16 protein-coding genes are annotated in these 18,795 nt (G+C 45.0%); 9 read left to right on the top strand and 7 right to left on the bottom strand.

The genetic code is table 11. From position 1 onward, the window contains the following. Positions 1–146: 146 nt before the first annotated feature. A complete protein-coding gene (locus F0228_RS22900; RefSeq protein WP_061033341.1) occupies positions 147–1,292 on the bottom strand; it encodes a Na/Pi symporter in 1,146 nt (381 codons plus the stop codon). A gap of 390 nt (positions 1,293–1,682) precedes the next feature. Between F0228_RS22900 and nhaR the strand changes: the two genes are divergently transcribed. Next, entirely contained in the window at positions 1,683–2,573 is an 891-nt protein-coding gene (gene nhaR / locus F0228_RS22895; protein WP_004739533.1) for a transcriptional activator NhaR, read from the top strand. Between the two features lie 100 nt (positions 2,574–2,673). Then, the gene (locus F0228_RS22890) at positions 2,674–2,967 is read left to right on the top strand and encodes a metalloregulator ArsR/SmtB family transcription factor (RefSeq protein ID WP_004739532.1); all 294 of its coding nucleotides are present in this window, start codon (positions 2,674–2,676) and stop codon (positions 2,965–2,967) included. Between the two features lie 279 nt (positions 2,968–3,246). Here F0228_RS22890 and rpsT read toward each other — a convergent pair whose 3' ends face one another. Next, on the bottom strand, positions 3,247–3,507 hold the full coding sequence (rpsT, locus tag F0228_RS22885; RefSeq protein ID WP_004739529.1) for a 30S ribosomal protein S20: 261 nt from the start codon (positions 3,505–3,507) through the stop codon (positions 3,247–3,249). A 251-nt stretch (positions 3,508–3,758) separates the two neighbouring features. On the opposite strand from rpsT, the gene murJ reads away from it, so the two are divergent. From murJ to ispH, 6 genes are all read left to right on the top strand, one after another. After that, on the top strand, positions 3,759–5,321 hold the full coding sequence (gene murJ, locus F0228_RS22880; protein ID WP_061033403.1) for a murein biosynthesis integral membrane protein MurJ: 1,563 nt from the start codon (positions 3,759–3,761) through the stop codon (positions 5,319–5,321). A gap of 70 nt (positions 5,322–5,391) precedes the next feature. Further along, a complete protein-coding gene (gene ribF / locus F0228_RS22875) occupies positions 5,392–6,327 on the top strand; it encodes a bifunctional riboflavin kinase/FAD synthetase (protein WP_171731858.1) in 936 nt (311 codons plus the stop codon). Between the two features lie 63 nt (positions 6,328–6,390). Beyond that, the gene (gene ileS / locus F0228_RS22870) at positions 6,391–9,231 is read left to right on the top strand and encodes an isoleucine--tRNA ligase (protein WP_061033338.1); all 2,841 of its coding nucleotides are present in this window, start codon (positions 6,391–6,393) and stop codon (positions 9,229–9,231) included. A gap of 160 nt (positions 9,232–9,391) precedes the next feature. Next, on the top strand, positions 9,392–9,892 hold the full coding sequence (gene lspA, locus F0228_RS22865; RefSeq protein ID WP_004739521.1) for a signal peptidase II: 501 nt from the start codon (positions 9,392–9,394) through the stop codon (positions 9,890–9,892). 159 nt (positions 9,893–10,051) lie between these two features. Next, complete coding sequence (fkpB, locus tag F0228_RS22860; RefSeq protein ID WP_004739519.1) at positions 10,052–10,483, top strand: FKBP-type peptidyl-prolyl cis-trans isomerase; 432 nt, start codon at positions 10,052–10,054, stop codon at positions 10,481–10,483. A 116-nt stretch (positions 10,484–10,599) separates the two neighbouring features. Continuing rightward, positions 10,600–11,556 carry a 4-hydroxy-3-methylbut-2-enyl diphosphate reductase gene (ispH, locus tag F0228_RS22855; protein ID WP_171731860.1) on the top strand — a complete coding sequence of 319 codons (957 nt, stop codon included), beginning with the start codon at positions 10,600–10,602 and terminating at the stop codon, positions 11,554–11,556. Between the two features lie 104 nt (positions 11,557–11,660). Here ispH and btsR read toward each other — a convergent pair whose 3' ends face one another. The 3 genes from btsR to F0228_RS22840 form a co-directional block, all read right to left on the bottom strand. Next, entirely contained in the window at positions 11,661–12,392 is a 732-nt protein-coding gene (gene btsR, locus F0228_RS22850; protein WP_116870034.1) for a two-component system response regulator BtsR, read from the bottom strand. 102 nt (positions 12,393–12,494) lie between these two features. Continuing rightward, positions 12,495–14,165, bottom strand: a complete 1,671-nt coding sequence (locus tag F0228_RS22845; protein ID WP_171731857.1) for a sensor histidine kinase — start codon at positions 14,163–14,165, stop codon at positions 12,495–12,497. A gap of 264 nt (positions 14,166–14,429) precedes the next feature. Then, positions 14,430–15,917: a carbon starvation protein A gene (locus tag F0228_RS22840; protein ID WP_061033335.1), complete on the bottom strand. Its 1,488-nt coding sequence runs from the start codon at positions 15,915–15,917 to the stop codon at positions 14,430–14,432. A gap of 333 nt (positions 15,918–16,250) precedes the next feature. Here F0228_RS22840 and F0228_RS22835 point away from each other — a divergent pair, with 333 nt between their 5' ends. Beyond that, on the top strand, positions 16,251–16,601 hold the full coding sequence (locus tag F0228_RS22835; protein ID WP_061033334.1) for a DUF2799 domain-containing protein: 351 nt from the start codon (positions 16,251–16,253) through the stop codon (positions 16,599–16,601). A gap of 125 nt (positions 16,602–16,726) precedes the next feature. Here the strand turns inward: F0228_RS22835 and murQ are convergent, their stop codons facing one another. Continuing rightward, on the bottom strand, positions 16,727–17,647 hold the full coding sequence (murQ, locus tag F0228_RS22830) for an N-acetylmuramic acid 6-phosphate etherase (protein WP_004739508.1): 921 nt from the start codon (positions 17,645–17,647) through the stop codon (positions 16,727–16,729). A gap of 31 nt (positions 17,648–17,678) precedes the next feature. Further along, entirely contained in the window at positions 17,679–18,791 is a 1,113-nt protein-coding gene (locus F0228_RS22825; RefSeq protein ID WP_171731856.1) for an anhydro-N-acetylmuramic acid kinase, read from the bottom strand. Positions 18,792–18,795 lie beyond the last annotated feature (4 nt).

The following is an 18,795-nucleotide window of genomic DNA, read 5'->3' as shown; positions in this document are numbered from 1 at the left end:
AAACGTATAAAAGTGAAACTAAAAGGCCTGACTCCGATAGAATATCGAACTCAGGCCTTGAAAGCCGCTTAACAGAAATGTCCAACTTTACGGGGTCACTTCAACCTAGGTTGCGGGCTTTGCTATAAGCGATGTGTATTTTGCTATTAAGCAGTCAGAGACAAGATTGTGCCTGGCAGTACAAGGAATACCGCAACAAGGTAACCGGCAACAACAGCTTTGTTCTTCACAGCCATGTCTGAAATCATGTCTGCTGCTTTAACTGGTAGCTCACGTAGGAACGGGATACCGAAGATGAATACCGTTGCCATGATGTTGAACACCAAGTGTACTAGAGCAATCTGTAGTGCGAATACTGCGAACTCACCAGATACTGCTGTTGCTGCTAGCAGAGCGGTAATACATGTACCGATGTTTGCGCCTAGAGTGAATGGGTAAACATCACGTACTTTAAGAACACCTGAGCCTACTAGTGGAACCATCAAGCTTGTCGTCGTTGAAGAAGACTGAACAAGGATAGTAACGATAGAGCCAGAAGCGATACCGTGGATTGGACCACGACCGATTGCGTTCTTCAGAATCTCACGAGCACGACCAACCATTAGGCTCTTCATCAGCTTACCCATAACTGTGATAGCTACGAAGATAGTTGCGATACCTAGAGCGATAAGCATGATGCCGCCAACCGTGTCGCCAAATGTTGATAGAGGCTCTTTAATTGCGCTCACTACTGGTTTAGTGATTGGTTTGATGAAGTTAAGACCCTTCATGCTCATATCACCTGTTGCTAGCATCGGAGATACCAACCAGTGAGAAATCTTCTCTAGAATACCAAACGCCATCTCTAGCGGTAGGAAGATAGCTACAGCCAATAGGTTAAAGAAGTCGTGAATCGTCGCACTTGCGAATGCGCGTTTGAACTCTTCTTTACAACGAACGTGACCAAGGCTAACTAGCGTATTGGTTACCGTAGTACCAATGTTTGCACCCATGATCATAGGGATTGCTAGCTCAACAGGTAAACCACCTGCCACAAGGCCAACGATAATTGAAGTAACTGTACTTGATGATTGAATAAGTGCGGTTGCAACTAAACCAATCATTAAGCCTGCAACTGGGTGTGAAGCAAATTCAAAAAGAACTTTTGCTTGTTCGCCTGTTGCCCATTTGAAGCCTGTACCAACCATTGAAACTGAAAGTAATAGTAGGTAAAGCATGAATGCCAAGTTAGCCCAGCGTAGCCAACGAGTTGTGCTCGAAATAGGCGCTGCTGCAGTAGTAGCTTGGTTCATAATGTTTTCTCCATAGGACCGTTTAAGTCTGTGTTTGGTCTGTTTGTTTAATCTGAGCGTGATGTTAGAGGTGAAATATTTCAGTAATATTACATTTTGATTGAGGCGAGACTTTTTTGTGATGATTTACTGTTTAAATATTCTGACAGTAAATGTGGTTGTTTTAAGTTATTGTTTTTGAATGTTTTTATTGCTGGTTTTGATGGGTGATATAGATCTTAAAAGTTAGAAAAAAATTGAGAAAATTCGTCCTAATATTACATTATGAAATCAAACACTTCGAAAAAATTAGTGGTTAAATGGTTTTGTGATTGGTTTTTCCGAGTTTGTTGAGCGGAGGTGTCATATTTGATATAAAAAGGAATCGACTCTCTTATTTACGGCACACCTATGTCGCACCTCAACTATAACCATCTTTATTACTTCTGGATGGTCTGTAAGCAAGGCTCTGTTACTAAAGCAGCAGAAGCTCTATTTCTCACACCTCAAACGGTAACTGGCCAGATAAAAGCATTAGAAGAGCGAATGGACGGCAAGCTGACTAAGCGTAATGGTCGCAGTGTTGAACCAACAGAGCTTGGGCAGTTGGTGTTCAAATACGCGGATCGTATGTTTGGTTTGAGCTACGAAATGCTCGACATCGTGAACTACAGTCAGCACTCAAATATTCTGTTTGATGTCGGTGTTGCGGATGCGCTGTCAAAAAGGCTCGTTAGCAAGATCCTGATGTCGACAATTCCAGAAGACAACAGTATCCACCTTCGCTGTTTTGAATCGACTCACGAAATGCTGCTTGAACAGCTCTCTCAACATAAGCTCGATATGATCTTGTCTGACTGCCCTGTGGACTCTAGCCAAAGCCCAGGCTTATTCAGCAAGAAGTTGGGTGAGAGCGGTATGAGCTTTTTCAGCTCGGGTGAAGTGAAAGGGGTTAATTTCCCTGCTGTACTAGAACAAAGGAAGTTGCTGATCCCGGGCAGTCGAACCTCAATGGGGCGCAAGATACTGCAATGGTTTGACCGCCAAGGTCTTAAACCAGATATTTTGGGAGAGTTTGATGACGCGGCATTGATGAAAGCGTTCGCTCGCTATCACCATGACGCGATTTTCTTAGCGCCAACGCTTTATATGTCAGAAGTAGAACAAGACACTTCATTGCAGCTATTAGGTGGTATTGAAGAGTTAAAAGAGGAGTACTACGTCATTTTTGCTGAGAGGATGATCCAGCATCCAGCAGTAAAAAATGTATGTGACGCAGATTTTAGCAAATTGTTCGAATGAGGTAGTTTGTTAATGAATTGATATCGACTATGATAACTCCGCAATATGCCGTAAATACTGATAGCCCGTAGTTGGCGTAAAGGTTGTAGGGAGCCAAACTATGAACTTAAAAGAGATGGAGAAGAACTCAGCACAAGCTGTGATTCTACTCAAAGCCATGGCCAACGAACGTCGCTTACAGATTTTGTGCCTTTTACATGGTACTGAGCTGTCGGTTGGGGAGTTGTGTGGCAAGTTGGAACTGAGTCAATCGGCTTTATCTCAACACCTTGCTTGGTTGAGAAGAGATGGTTTGGTCGATACTCGCAAAGAAGCTCAAACCGTGTATTACACATTGAGCAGTGAAGAAGTAAAAGCAATGATTAATCTACTGCATGGTCTATATTGCAAGTAGTTTATTGTTGGTAAGAAAAGTAGTTTCTTATCAGGAATAAGGTCGACACAAGGAAGTGTCAGTATTTCACGTCGAACGTTTATCGCTGTCTATTCACTATCTATTTATCTACAACCTATCTATTTAACTCCTATCTGTTTTATTTACTATTCGTAACTTGGTTTGTTAGTCACCTTTAACTACTGCCTGTCAGTCGTTTAATTGGGCTGCTCAAAATTTAGATATAAAAAAACCGGCCTAAGCCGGTTTTTTTCGTTTTGCGTTGTAATCAAATTTCTATTAAAGAGCTTTGATTGCAGCAGCGAAACGAGACTTATGACGTGCAGCTTTATTCTTATGAATAAGGCCTTTAGTCGCCATACGGTCAAGAAGTGGTGTAACTTCTACAAGAGCAGCAGTTGCAGCTTCTTTATCACCAGCTGCGATAGCTGCGATAGTCTTTTTCATGTAAGTGCGCATCATAGAACGACGGCTAGCGTTGTGCTGGCGACGTTTCTCAGCTTGGATAGCGCGCTTCTTAGCAGATTTACTGTTTGCCAAGGGTCTAACTCCCAAAAACTTAGTTCGGTGACAATTTAAGGGCGAGGACTATCCCTCATTAGCGCTTAATTGTCAAATGATTTGTGCAAAAACCAATCGTAGCCAAACAAACTTTGGTATGGAAAGGTCATCGCGGTTAAGATGGCGGGGATTCTAACAGCATTTTTAGACCAATGCTAATAAATATGCTTCTTAGGACAGGATAGTATTTATCCTCCCTTGAAAGTAATCAACCAGTGTCAGAGGTTTCTGTGAGTAAACGACTATTAAAGTCAGGCCTGATTGTCAGTGCAATGACTTTTGTTTCCCGTGTATTGGGGCTAGTACGTGATGTAGTAGTAGCAAATTTGATGGGAGCAGGAGCGAGTGCCGACGTATTTTTCTTCGCTAATAAAATCCCGAATTTCTTACGTCGACTGTTTGCAGAAGGTGCCTTTTCTCAAGCGTTTGTTCCAGTATTAACGGAATATCACGCGGCTGGTGATAAAGAGAAAACCCGAGATTTAATCGCTAAGGTGTCAGGTACGCTCGGGGTATTAGTGTCTATTGTTACCGTTATCGGTGTGCTGGGCTCTGGAGCAATTACCGCGCTGTTTGGTGCGGGTTGGTTTATCGACTGGCTAAATGATGGCCCAGCGGCGCCTAAGTTCGAACTCGCGAGCTTTATGCTCAAGATTACCTTCCCTTATTTATGGTTCATCACTTTTGTCGCGTTATCTGGTGCCATTCTCAATACACTGGGTAAGTTTGCGGTCTCCTCTTTTACCCCTGTGTTTTTGAATGTCATGATCATCGGTGCAGCGTGGTTTATCTCTCCGAACTTAGAACAGCCAGAAATCGGCTTGGCGATCGGTGTGTTTCTTGGTGGCTTAGTTCAGTTCCTTTTCCAGATGCCTTTCCTTATTAAAGCAGGTGTGTTGGTTAAGCCGAAGTGGGGCTGGAGAGATCCGGGCGTCGTTAAGATTCGCACATTAATGATTCCAGCTCTGTTTGGTGTGTCAGTTAGCCAAATCAACCTACTGTTTGATACCTTCATTGCCAGCTTCCTAGCGACAGGCTCTATTAGTTGGTTGTACTACTCAGATCGATTGCTTGAATTCCCACTGGGTCTATTTGGTATTGCGATTGCGACTGTGATTCTTCCTGCTTTGTCTCGTAAGCACGTTGATGCTCAAGGAGAAGGGTTTGCACATACCATGGACTGGGGCGTGCGTATGGTGCTACTGCTTGGCATTCCTGCCATGCTGGGGCTTATTGTTTTAGCGAAACCAATGCTGATGGTGCTATTCATGCGTGGTGAGTTCTCTCCACACGACGTGCAACAAGCATCGATGTCTTTAGTGGCGTACGCATCTGGCTTGCTTAACTTCATGTTGATTAAAGTGTTAGCTCCGGGTTATTACTCTCGTCAAGATACGAAAACCCCAGTGAAGTACGGCATTATCGCAATGGTCACGAACATGGTATTCAACGCTATCTTTGCTTATTTCTATGGCTATATAGGTTTGGCAATTGCAACCGCTCTGTCAGCCTTTGTGAATATGGCCTTGTTATATCGCGGTTTACATCTTGCTGGTGTCTATAAGCTGACAAAGACCACTTTACTGTTCTGCGCGAAGCTTGTTGTCTCAGGCGGCGTGATGGTCGCGGCAATTCTGTGGCAGTTAGATAATATGCAACAATGGCTTGAATGGAGCTTTAGTCAGAGAGCGCTGATGCTAACAGGCTTGATTGGACTTGGTGGCTTTGTTTATATTGTTTCGGTACTGGTTTTAGGTATCCGAGTAAAACATTTAAAAGCAGCGACAGATTAATACTGATTAGTATATAATCCGTCGGTTTCACACAATGAATGATGCAAATAACAGGTTTTAGCTGATCATAATGGAACTGATCCGAGGTATACACAATATTAAAGCGCAGCATCACGGCTGTGTATTGACCATAGGTAACTTCGATGGTGTTCATCTAGGACATCAAGAGGTTCTTAGCCAGGTTTCTGAACAAGCGGCAGCATTAGGTTTACCTTCTGTTGTTATGACGTTTGAACCGCAGCCTATGGAGCTGTTTGCCCGAGATAGAGCGCCAGCACGTTTGACTCGCTTACGCGATAAGTACGTTCAACTGAGAAAGCTAGAGATCAGTCGTTTATTGTGTGTCAATTTTAATCAGTACTTTGCAAGTTTATCGGCGGAAGCATTCATTAAAGATCTTTTGGTTGATAAGCTTGGCGTGAAGTTTTTGGTGGTTGGTGATGACTTTTGTTTTGGCAAAGGCCGCACTGGCAATTTCGCTATGCTTAAAGAAGCGGGTGAAAAGTATGGCTTTGAGGTGGTAAGCACACAAAGTTATTGCTTAAATCAATTACGTGTCAGCAGTACTGAGATACGAAATGCATTAGCGGTCGATGACTTGGCTGCAAGTGCTACCATGTTAGGACGTGATTACAGCATTAGTGGTCGTGTGTCCCATGGTCGAAAACTGGGGAGAACCATAGGTTTCCCTACCGCTAACATTCCATTAAAGCGTTGTGTATCTCCTGTGTCGGGAGTGTACGTTGTCGAAGCATTGGATATCGATGGGGTTCCTGTCGGTGGCGTTGCTAATATTGGACAACGACCAACGGTGAATGGTGTAAGGCAGCAATTAGAAGTGCACTTTTTTGACTTTAAAGCCAATTTGTATGGTAAACAGTTAGAAGTACGACTTTTGCACAAACTGCGCGACGAGATAAAATTTGAATCGTTCGACGCATTAAAGAATCAAATAGAATTGGATGCTGAAGCCGCAAGGGTGTGGCTGCTTCAGCTAAAGAATTAATCGGATGATTCCACCGATTAACATAATGTCTAACTTCGCCCAATATAACGGAATTAAGAATCGATGAGTGATTATAAAGATACCCTGAACTTACCAGAAACAGGGTTCCCAATGCGCGGCAATCTGGCAAATCGTGAGCCAGAAATGCTTAAGCGTTGGTACAAAGAAGATCTTTACGGCGAAATCCGTAAGGCAAAGAAAGGTAAAAAATCTTTCGTACTGCATGATGGCCCTCCATACGCGAACGGCGACATTCACATTGGCCACGCGCTGAATAAGATTCTTAAAGACATTATTATTAAATCTAAGACCCTTTCTGGTTTTGATGCACCGTACATCCCTGGTTGGGACTGTCACGGTCTTCCAATCGAACTAATGGTTGAGAAGAAGAAAGGTAAGCCAGGTCAGAAGATTTCGGCTGCTGAATTCCGCGAAGAGTGTCGTAAGTACGCTGCGGGCCAGGTTGAAGGTCAAAAAGAGAGCTTCAAACGTCTTGGTATCATGGGCGAGTGGGACAAACCTTACCGCACTATGGATTTCGGTACAGAAGCGAACATCATTCGTTCTCTAGGCAAAATCGCAGACAAAGGTCACCTACTGAAAGGTTTCAAACCTGTTCACTGGTGTACTGACTGTGGTTCTGCTCTGGCTGAAGCTGAAGTTGAATACAAAGATAAAGTATCTCCATCTATCGATGTGAAATTTACTGCAGCTGACGAAGCGGCGCTTCTAGAGAAATTCTCTCTAGCTGACGGCCACGCTGGTCAAGGCGAAATCTCTATCGTTATCTGGACAACAACACCATGGACTCTGCCTGCTAACCGAGCGGTATGTCTACGTGATGATCTTGAATACGTGCTTATCCAAGTTGAAGCGAATGGCGACCAGCCAGCTCAACGTATCGTTGTTGCTTCTGAACTAGCAAAAGACGTAATGGATCGTGCAGGCATCGAGCATTTCCATAACCTAGGCTTTGCAACTGGTGCTGATCTTGAGCTTTCTCAGTTCAACCACCCGTTCTACGACTTCACTGTTCCTGCGATCCTAGGTGATCACGTTACGACGGATTCAGGTACTGGTGTGGTTCACACTGCTCCTGGTCACGGTCAAGAGGATTTCGTGGTTGGTAAGAAGTACAACCTAGAAATCGCTAACCCAGTAGGCTCTAACGGCGTTTACCTGCCTGATACTGAGCTATTTGCTGGTCAGCATGTATTCAAAGCGAACGACTCTGTTTTAGACGTTCTAAAAGAGAAAGGTGCACTTCTGCATCACCACGCTTACGAGCACAGCTACCCACACTGTTGGAGACACAAAACTCCAATCATCTTCCGTGCAACACCACAGTGGTTCATCTCTATGGATCAAGCTGGCCTACGTGCAAAAGCACTAGAGTCAACGAAGAATGTTGAGTGGATGCCTGAGTGGGGTCAAAGCCGTATCGAAGGTATGATCGAAGGTCGTCCTGAGTGGTGTATCTCTCGTCAACGTACTTGGGGTGTGCCAATTGCTCTCTTCGTTCATAAAGAAACGTCAGAACTTCACCCAGATAGCTCTGAGCTAATCGAAAAAGTAGCGAAGCTAGTTGAAGAGAAAGGCATTCAAGCTTGGTGGGATGTAGACGCAGCTGACCTAATGGGCGCTGAAGACGCAGACAAGTACGAAAAAGTGCTAGATACGCTAGACGTATGGTTCGATTCAGGCGTTACACACTTCTCTGTTGTTGATTCTCGTGAAGAGTACAACGGTAACAGTGCAGATCTTTACCTTGAAGGTTCTGACCAACACCGTGGTTGGTTCCAGTCTTCTCTAATTTCATCTATCGCGATGAAAGACGAAGCACCATACAAGCAAGTGCTAACACACGGCTTCGTAGTAGATGGTAACGGCCGTAAGATGTCTAAATCTATCGGTAACGTTGTTGCTCCTAAAGATGTAACCAACAAACTAGGCGCAGATATCCTACGTCTATGGGTTGCTTCTACAGACTACACGGGTGAAGTAGCGGTTTCTGATGAAATCCTGAAGCGTTCTGCTGATGCTTACCGTCGTATTCGTAACACAGCGCGTTTCTTCCTAGCGAACCTAAGCGGTTTCAACCCTGAAACTGACCTAGTGCCTGCTGAAGAGATGGTTGCACTTGATCGCTGGGCTGTTGGCCGTGCACAAGCTGCACAAGAAGAGATCGTGAAAGCATACGGCGAGTACAACACTCACGGTGTAACTCAGCGTCTAATGCAGTTCTGTTCTATCGAAATGGGTTCTTTCTACCTAGACGTAATCAAAGACCGTCAGTACACAGCAAAACAGGGCAGCCATGCTCAACGTAGCTGTCAGACTGCGCTTTACTACATCGTAGAAGCTCTAGTTCGTTGGATGGCACCTATCATGTCGTTCACTGCAGATGAAATCTGGAACGAGATGCCTGGTCAACGTGACAAGTTCGTATTTACTGGCGAATGGTTCGAAGGTCTGTTCGGTCTTGCTGAAGGCGAAGAGCTAAGCAACGAATTCTGGGCTGAAATCCAAACGGTTCGTGGCGCTGTGAACAAGCTTCTTGAAGACGCTCGTAAAGAGAAAACAATCGGTGGTGCACTACAAGCTGAAGTCACTCTATACGCTGATGACGCACTAGCGGCTAAGATCAACAAGCTAGAAGATGAGCTACGTTTCGTACTTATCACTTCTGCAGCGGTTGTTAAGCCACTGAGCGAGAAGTCTGATGCGGCTCAAGCGACAGACGTTGAAGGTCTATTCGTTGAAGTTGCAGCAACAGAAGCTGAGAAGTGTGACCGTTGTTGGCACCACACACCAGACGTAGGCACTATTGAAGGACACGAGAAGATCTGTGGCCGTTGTGTATCAAACGTTGATGGTGAAGGCGAAGTGCGTAAGTTCGCATAACGACTCAGAGAAAGACTGAACTTTTTGTAAAAATCATAGCCCCAGTATCAACTGGGGTTATTTTTAGTTATAGGAAATGTGTTTAACCAAGCTGATTCTTCATGGCGACTCAAACCGAGTGTGTGAATGAGGAATCGCTTCGTAAATACTAGGAATAGAAATGAGTGAAGTTTCGTTAAAACAATCTGGTGTACGTTGGTTATGGTTAGCTCTGCTGGTTTTTCTTGCAGACATCGGCATCAAACTCTTTGTCATGGACAACATGGGTTATGGCTGGGCAAACCGTATTGAGGTGTTGCCGTTCTTTAACTTTTTGTACGTTCATAACTACGGTGCTGCATTCAGCTTCTTGAGTGATCAAAGTGGTTGGCAGCGTTGGTTATTTACAGGTATTGCCTTTGCTGTAACGGGCATGCTGACATACTGGATGAGCAAGCTACCAGCGACAGAAAAGTGGAACAACATCGCTTATGCCATCATCATAGGTGGTGCAGTCGGTAATGTATTTGACCGTGTTGTACACGGCTTTGTTGTCGATTACTTAGATTTCTACTGGGGCACTTACCACTGGCCAGCATTCAACTTAGCCGATATGGGTATTTGTATTGGTGCCGCGATGATCATCCTAGATGGTTTCCGCAAGAAAGACGAAAGCAAATAGCTTTTAAATAGATGCTCTAAAGTCAGTCTATGACTCACAGAATAGAATAGCCCTAAGCGCTGTCGGTTGATTCCGGTGGCGCTTTTTTTTATGCTTCAGTCAACAAGGGAGCAAAGCAAAATGCATCCTCAAATAATAAAGAAGTCTAAGGAAAGTAACGTGGCAGCAATTAAAAATGATTCAGCAGTAACCCTACATTTTACGATTAAAATGAAGGATGGTTCAGTTGCCGATAGCACCGAAAATATGGGCAAACCGGCGAAGTTCGTGATGGGCGATGGTAGCCTAAGCGAGAACTTTGAAGCGTGCTTACTTGGGCTTGAAGCCGGTACTGAAAAGTCTATCGACCTGAAAGCGGAAGATGCATTTGGTATGCCGAATCCAGATCATATCCATCACATGGACCGTGCTAAATTTGTTGGCGACTCTGAGGTTGAAGTGGGCACTATCATGGCATTTTCTGGTCCAGACGGCATGGAAATCCCAGGTATTATCACTGAGATCGCTGGCGATTCAGTGACGGTTGATTTTAATCACCCACTTGCAGGCCAAGATGTTACGTTTGACGTCAATATCTTAGCTGTCGACTAACATCACCTTACAGCTGTGATGTCACCCAGAGCTTCACTGTCTAGGCGCTTCACTGTAGAATGCGAGCCTCGCCGACGGCGAACTCTATAGAAACAACCTTAGTACCGCGGTAAATGATGAGCAATGAAATGAAAATAATGTTAGCTAACCCTCGTGGCTTTTGTGCCGGTGTTGATCGTGCGATCAGCATTGTCGAGCGCGCACTCGAAATGTATCAGCCACCGATCTACGTTCGTCATGAAGTGGTACACAACCGCTTTGTTGTTGAGGGGCTAAAACAACGCGGTGCTATTTTTGTCGAAGAACTTAGCGAAGTGCCAGACGATAACATCGTGATCTTCTCTGCTCACGGCGTGTCTCAAGCGGTTCGTAAAGAAGCGAAAGAGCGCGAGCTAACGGTATTCGATGCAACGTGTCCTTTGGTAACTAAAGTACATATGGAGGTTGCTCGTGCGAGCCGTAAACATATGGAAGTGGTACTGATTGGTCACGCAGGTCACCCTGAAGTTGAAGGTACTATGGGTCAATACGCGAGCCAAACGGGTGGCATGTACTTGGTTGAGAGACCAGAGGACGTGCAAAACCTAGTGGTGAACGATCCAACTAACCTGCACTACGTGAGCCAAACGACGCTCTCTGTTGATGAAACCGCTGATGTAATCGAAGAGCTACGTCGTGTATTCCCTGAGATTCAAGGCCCTCGTAAAGACGACATCTGTTACGCGACTCAAAACCGTCAAGACGCTGTTCGTGAGATGGCAAACGACGTTGACGTTGTGATTGTGGTTGGTTCTAAGAACTCATCGAACTCAACACGCTTGAAAGAGCTGGCTGAAAAACTAGGCACACCTGGTTACCTAACGGATTGCCCTGAAGACATTCAAACAGAATGGGTTGAAGGCAAGAAGAAAATCGGTGTAACGGCTGGTGCATCTGCTCCTGAAGAGCTAGTAAATCAAATCTTAGATCGAATTCGCGAGCTTGGTGCTACTGACGTTGAAGAGATTCAAGGTCGTGAAGAGAATATGTTCTTCGAAGTACCAAAAGAGCTACAGATTAAACAAGTCGATTAATCTCTATCGATTTGTGACATTAACGATTCGTCATACCGTCGATTCGCAAGCAGTAAAAAGCCAACGTTGATACGTTGGCTTTTTTGATCGTGCGCTTTGATAAGCTATTGGATACCGAGTTGTTCTTTTAGTGTCTTGAGATAGCGACGACTCACAGGCACTTCAAAGCCAGTAAGCGTGACGATCTCCGCTAATCCATTCTCTAGCAATTTGATCTCTTGGATCGATTTTATGTTGATCAAGTATTGTCGGTGACAGCGGATCAAATCGGTCTTCTCTTCCAAGATCTTTAGCGTCAGCTGTGAAGTGGCCGTTTGCGATGAACAGCGAACATGCACGCCGCTGATATCAGAATAGGCGCACTCGACACTTTGGCTCGCCATGATCACAATACGGTTGTGACCAATACACGGAATCTGTTCTAAGCGTGAAGGAGCAATTGAAGCGACATCTTGCTCTGGTGCTTTTTGGTTCTGCTTGACGACTTTATTCAGTCGAGAAACACTTTTATTGAGTCGGCAGGGCTCAACAGGCTTAAGCAGGTAATCAAAGGCGTTGTCTTCAAAGGCTTGAATCGCATATTGATCGTAAGCGGTCACAAACACCACGTAAGGCATTGTCTCTGGGTCAAGCATACTCAACAGCTCAATACCTGTAACTTGAGGCATCTGAATATCCAGATACACCACGTCGGGTTTAAGAAGGTTGATCTGCTTAAGTCCTTCGATCGCGTTGCTTGCTTGACCGATGACTTCCACTTCTCCCGTTTCAGTCAGTAACTCAATCAGCTCTTCGCGAGCAAAAAGCTCATCATCGATAACGAGTGCTTTTAACATCCTGCAATCTTCATTTTTGTTCTGTCCCTGCTTATTCCGCTTATCTTTTTTATGCCTGCTTCTAAATGTCGCTAATGAGAAGCGATTACCTACGAAACACCATTATTTTAGTATAGGTATGATAAAGCTCATTCGAGTAAATTGCTGTGGTTGAGATTCTATTTTTAGTGCTGAATCTTGTCCAAAGAAATTAGTGAGTCGTTTATCAACAATTTCCATCCCTAATCCTACATGATCTTGAGATGGCTTCTGGTAGTTACCAGCATTGTCTTCGACGATCAGTCTAAATCCACCTTGGAAAGCTTCGCTATAGATCTTCACTTTGCCGCCTTCCAGCATATTTGAAATCCCATGTTTAATGGCATTTTCAACCAGAGGTTGCAGGGTAAAGCTTGGCAATTGTGATTCAAACAATTGTGGGTCTATATCCCATTCAATTTCTAAGCGGTCAGTAAAGCGCGCCTTTTCGATCGTCAGGTACGCATTAACGTGCGCGAGCTCGTCTTTAAGCTTAACGGTATTAATATTCTGTTTGAGGTTGCTTCTGAAGAAGTGAGACAGATGCTGAATGAGCTCACGTGCTTTATCTGGATCACGACGTGTTACGGCACTGATGGTATTGAGTGCATTAAACAAGAAGTGCGGGTTGACCTGTGCGTGCAGCAGTTTGATTTCAGCTTGAGTGAGCAGGGTTTGCTGTTGCTGATAGTTGCTGAACAGGATTTGACTCGATAACAGCTGAGCAATACCTTCAGCCATCGACATGTTGATGGTTGAAAACAGCTTCAGTTTGGGCTCATACAGTTTAATGGTGCCGACGACTTCGTTACCAGCACGCAGTGGGATAATCAACGCTGACCCCAGCTTACAATCCTGTGAGAGAGAGCATTGGTATGGGTTCTCTTTACCATCCAGGTAGATGATGTCGTTCTGTTCCATCGAAGTCAGTGTGCTTTGCGATGAAATAGGAGTGTTAGGGATATGGTGCTCATCGCCAATGCCAACGAAAGCGAGAATTTTTTCTCGGTCAGTGATTGCCACAGCGCCTACGTTGGTCTCTTCGTAGATAATACGCACGATTTTCTGCGCGTTATCAGACGTGAAACCACCATGAAGAATACCCACCGAACGCTCAGCAATGGTCAATGCGCGGCGCGAGAAGGTCGCTGAGTATTTCTCAAAGATGGTTTTACGGTCTTGGATGATACTCATGAACAGTGCTGCACCCACGGAGTTGGCAATGATCATCGGTGCTGCAATGTCGGAAACCAGCGCATAAGATTGTTCAAACGGTTTGGCGACCGCAAGCAGAATCAACATCTGAATGATCTCTGCAAATAACGTCACAGAAAACACTACCATCGGATTAAACAATTGGCTGGCTTTGTTTTTTCTGACTAAGTACACATGCAGCAAGCCACCAATCAGGCCCTCTGCTGTCGTTGAGATAGCACAAGCTAAGTCCGTAAAACCACCTAATGAATAGCGATGTATCCCGCCAGTAAAGCCCACCGCAAAGCCAACTACAGGACCACCAAACAAACCGCCCATGACTGCGCCCATCGCACGTGTGTTGGCGATCGCATCATTGATCTGTAGGCCGAAATAGGTGCCCATAATACAGAACAGAGAGAACAGAACGTAACAGCTGATCTTGTGGCTCAAGCGTGAAGAGATGCTCAACAAAGGGAGAATCAGTGGGGTTTTACTTAGCATGTAAGCGATCACTAAGTAGACACAGGTTTGTTGAAGCAGAGAGAGAATGAGTTCCATATTTTCACCTATTGAGACGCTTGTTAAGTGTAAAGCTCATTGTGTGGTAAGGGTAGTTTTGCTTGTGTTTGTTAGGCTTATATCGAGCGATTAGCGCTCACACTGTCTTGTTGCTAACCAGTACAGACAATAAAGCCCATCACAGGGGATGGGCTTTAGTCTTAATATCCATGAATCACTGAGTGATTGCCGGAACAAGCGAAGTTGTGTTTGGCTGTTCTTGTCTTTCTATGAAGACTGGTCTTTTACAAAGAGTTTAAAGAACTAGGCTGTTTTAGTTTCACCTTTTGCTTCTTTTTCTTCATCAGCAAGGTCTGTTTCGCCTTTGCCTTTAGAAATCTTGATTACGTAAGCCGCAACACCCAGCGCACTAATCACACCAACGATAGTTGAGATTTGCATTGGTAGGCCGAAACCAAGTTGGCTGTTGTTCAGGATGAATGTGATACACACAGACGTCATGAAGATAGCTGGAACCGTCGTTACCCAGTGCAGTTTGTTGTGACGTAGTAGGTAAGCTGAAGCTGTCCACAACATCATTACTGCTGTTGATTGGTTAGCGAAACCGAAGTAGCGCCAAATGATACCGAAGTCTACTTGAGTCAGGATGCCACCGATAACGAACAGTGGTAGAGCCATCAGTAGGCGGTTACGCAGTGTCTTCTGTTCCATGTTGAAGTATTCAGCAAGGATAAGACGGCTTGAGCGGAATGCAGTGTCACCAGATGTGATTGGTAGGATAACCACGCCTAGGAAAGCAAGGATACCGCCGAATACACCTAGTAGGCCAAATGAAGCGCTGTATACAACGTTACCTGGACCGCCGTTTGCTACCGCTTCAGATAGAGACTCAACTGAACCGAAGAACGATAGTGCAAGTGCACACCAGATAAGAGCGATGATGCCTTCACCAATCATTGCACCGTAGAATACGAAGCGACCGTTCTTCTCGTTTTCCATACAACGCGCCATCAGAGGTGACTGAGTTGCGTGGAAGCCAGAGATTGCACCACAAGCGATAGTGATGAATAGAGCAGGCCATAGTGGTAGGTCGTTCGGGTTCATGTTGGTGAACATGTCGCTGATTTCAAAACCACCCATGATTTGGTGTTCATCAGAGAAGCCAATCGCAGTGATAAGGCCAACTGACATGAAGATAAGCAGAGCACCGAACAGTGGGTAGAAGCGACCAATGATTTTATCGACAGGGACAATCGTTGCGATGATGTAGTAAGCAAAGATAACAACAACCATAGTTGTTGCAGACATCGCGAAATCAGTTTGGTCGTTCACTAGGTTAGTGATCATGCCTGCTGGAGCAGAAACGAATACCACACCAACTAGAAGCAGTAGAACAATGGCAAAGATATTCATAAAGTGTTTTGCGCCATTGCCTAGGTAACGTCCAGTGATGGTTGGAACCGAAGCACCGCCATTACGGATAGATAACATACCTGAGAAGTAGTCGTGTACTGCACCTGCGAAGATACAACCTAGTACGATCCATAGCATTGCTGCTGGGCCGTATAGGGCACCCATGATAGGGCCGAAGATTGGACCTACACCTGCAATGTTTAGCAGTTGAACTAGGTAAACCTTTGGAGTCGACATTGGAACGTAGTCCACGCCGTCTTGCTTAGTGTGAGCAGGTGTTTGACGCTTTTCATTGATACCAAAAATCTTCTCGATAAAGGTACCGTAAATAAAGTAGCCACCAATGAGTGCTGCGACACAGGTAAGAAACCACATCATAATTTGTTATCCCTGAATGTATTAATTAAGTCAGGGTGTATATTAGAGGAGTGTATGGAAAGAAACTTCCGCTACTGGAGTGAGTGGTCGAATAGCTAATTAAGTGGTGTTATAACCGGTTTAGTGGTTTGTGACCTTTGTTGAGTGGTGGGGTAGAAGTGTTGAGAAGTATCGTGCTTCTGTTAAGTGGTCGATAGTGAGCATTAAACGGCGCGTAATAAAGATCAACGGCAGATAACAGAGATGAGTGGACATCAGCTCCCGTTCAGCGGAGAATCACCAACAGAGGCAAAGCTTCATTTAGAAGTGGCTAGGGAAATATAAAGGATTGAAATGAAAAAGATAATAGCACTATTCGCCGTAGCATTTAGCCTTGCAGGATGCAGCGCCAATGTTCAAGATTTAGCGGCAGAAGGCAACTGGCAAGAGATTGGCTACCGCGATGGTATTAAAGGCAACACTCAACGTTCCTATTCAGAGATGGCAAAATTGGGCGCGGTTGACCAAGCAAGTTACAACGAAGGTTACCAAATTGGTGTGACTGAATATTGTAACCCTAACCACGCATACCAGATTGGTCTATCTGGTCAGGTGTATGAAGGTGTTTGTTCTGGTACCGAAGATGCCCAGCGTTTCCGTATGGAGTGGCAACGTGGCTGGGATGAGTTTTCAAACGACCACTAACTTCGCTCGTGATTACTCACACCTCTTAAACGGAATCATTAAGCTTAAATTGAAAAAAACCAGTACCTTATGTGTACTGGTTTTTTGTATCACGCTTTCGTCAGTATTGAAGATTAATCCGACATTTACTGATTATTCTCGACCGCTTTTCTTAAAAAGCCGTTCTGCTGGTCAAGCTGAGCCTTCGCCGCCTGCAAATCAAGCCCGGTCAGAATCATTAAAATCGCTAGCTTAACGTCATAATCGGTAGTTTTAAGTGTCGACACTGCCAACGCTTTATCACATTCGGTTGCTTGAATAACGATACGAGCGGCCCGGGCTACTAGCTTTTCGTTAGTCGCTTTTACGTCGACCATCAGGTTCTGGTAGCTCTTACCAATACGAATCATGCTCGCTGTGGTCAGCATATTAAGAACCAGTTTTTGCGCTGTACCGGATTTCAGCCTTGTTGACCCCGTTAGTGCCTCTGGGCCAACCACTGGGCTTATCGCGATCTGAGCAATATCAGCAATTGGCGAATCTGGATTACAAGACAGAGCAACCGTCACCGCACCGATTTGATTGGCGTAGTTGAGTGCGCCAATCACGTAAGGCGTACGCCCGCTTGCCGCAATGCCAACCACAACATCCTTTTCTGAAAATTGAATCGCTTTCAGATCATCAATACCTAACGTTAGCGAATCTTCAGCCCCTTCTTTGGCTTTCAAAATGGCTTCTGGTCCGCCGGCGATAAGGCCGATAACCATTTTGTCTGAAACGCCAAATGTGGGCGGGCACTCTGAGGCATCTAAAACGCCCAATCGACCACTGGTGCCAGCACCCATGTAAATCAGTCGCCCTCCGTTTTGAAAGGCGTGAGCGATTTTATCAACGGCCTTAGCTATTTGCGGCAGTTCAGCTTCGATCGCCAGTGGGACTTGTTTGTCTTGTTGGTTAATCTTTTCGACCACTTCAAGAGAAGTGAGTAGATCAATATCCATAGTGTCAGGGTTTCTCCCCTCCGAAACGAGGTGCGAGAGCGCTGATATGAGAGCGTCGTTACTCATAATGATCCTTAAATGATGGTTCTAAAATGGTTTAGTTAGCACTGTATAGAACGCCTAGAGAGGCAGATCTACTTGCACCAGTCACTTCTGGTAAATTACTCGGTAGTTGATGGACATGACGTTGAGCAAGCCAAGCAAAAGCCATCGCTTCCATATAGTCAGCGTCTACACCTTTGCTGGTGGTTGAGGCAACCTCCCAGCTTGGTAGAAGCTCAGAAAGCCTCTTCATCAATAATGGGTTTCTAACCCCACCACCACATACATACAATGCTGGAGCGTTACCTAAGCGGTAAGCCTCGACTTCATTGGCTATCGTCAAAGCCGTGTATTCGCAAAGTGTGCGTTGGACATCTTGTGCTGAGATGTCATTAAATTCTGTTAATTGTTGCTCTAACCAAGGCAGATTGAATAGCTCTCTACCGGTACTTTTCGGCGGTGTTTGAGATAAATAAGACGCTTCCAGCAGTTGTTTTAATAAGGCTTGATTAACTTGACCTTGAAGTGCGAACTGAGCGTCGCGGTCAAATTTTTCACCCGTGTGTTTATCTACCCAAGCGTCCATTAACATATTGCCTGGGCCAGTATCATAACCAAGTGTTGGTTGATTCGGGCGCAGTACTGAAATATTCGATATGCCACCAATGTTCAGCACAACAACTGAGCTTTCTTGCGGTTGAAAAATAGTATGGTGAAAAGCGGGGACCAGTGGTGCACCTTGTCCACCAAGCGCCATGTCTTTACGTCTGAAATCTGCGACGGTTTGAATCTCGGTTTTAGCAGCAATAATGTTGGCATCGCCTAACTGCATGGTAAAGGGAGAGTCGCCTGTTGGTTGGTGGAATACCGTTTGACCATGATTGCCAATTGCGGTGACAGTTGATGCTGGAGTCTCTGACTTGGCGAGAAGCTGTAGAACGGCATCAGCAAATAGGTGGCCAAGCTGGTGGTCGAGCTCACCAATGGCAATCAAGTCAGTTTGCTGACCGATACATACATTAAGCAAGCGTGTTTTGAGTTCCTTTGGCATTGGAAACTCATCATGAGCAAGCAGTGTGATCCGGTTGTCTTCTATCGACACCAGTGCCGTATCAACGCCGTCCATGCTGGTGCCTGACATCACGCCAATGTATAACTCTGACTTCATGGTC

The organism is Vibrio sp. 99K-1 (genome assembly GCF_013114585.1).
Lineage (GTDB): Bacteria > Pseudomonadota > Gammaproteobacteria > Enterobacterales > Vibrionaceae > Vibrio > Vibrio chagasii_B.
The sequence above is the reverse complement of the archived record's forward strand: the minus strand, read 5'-3'. Positions and strand labels throughout refer to the sequence as shown.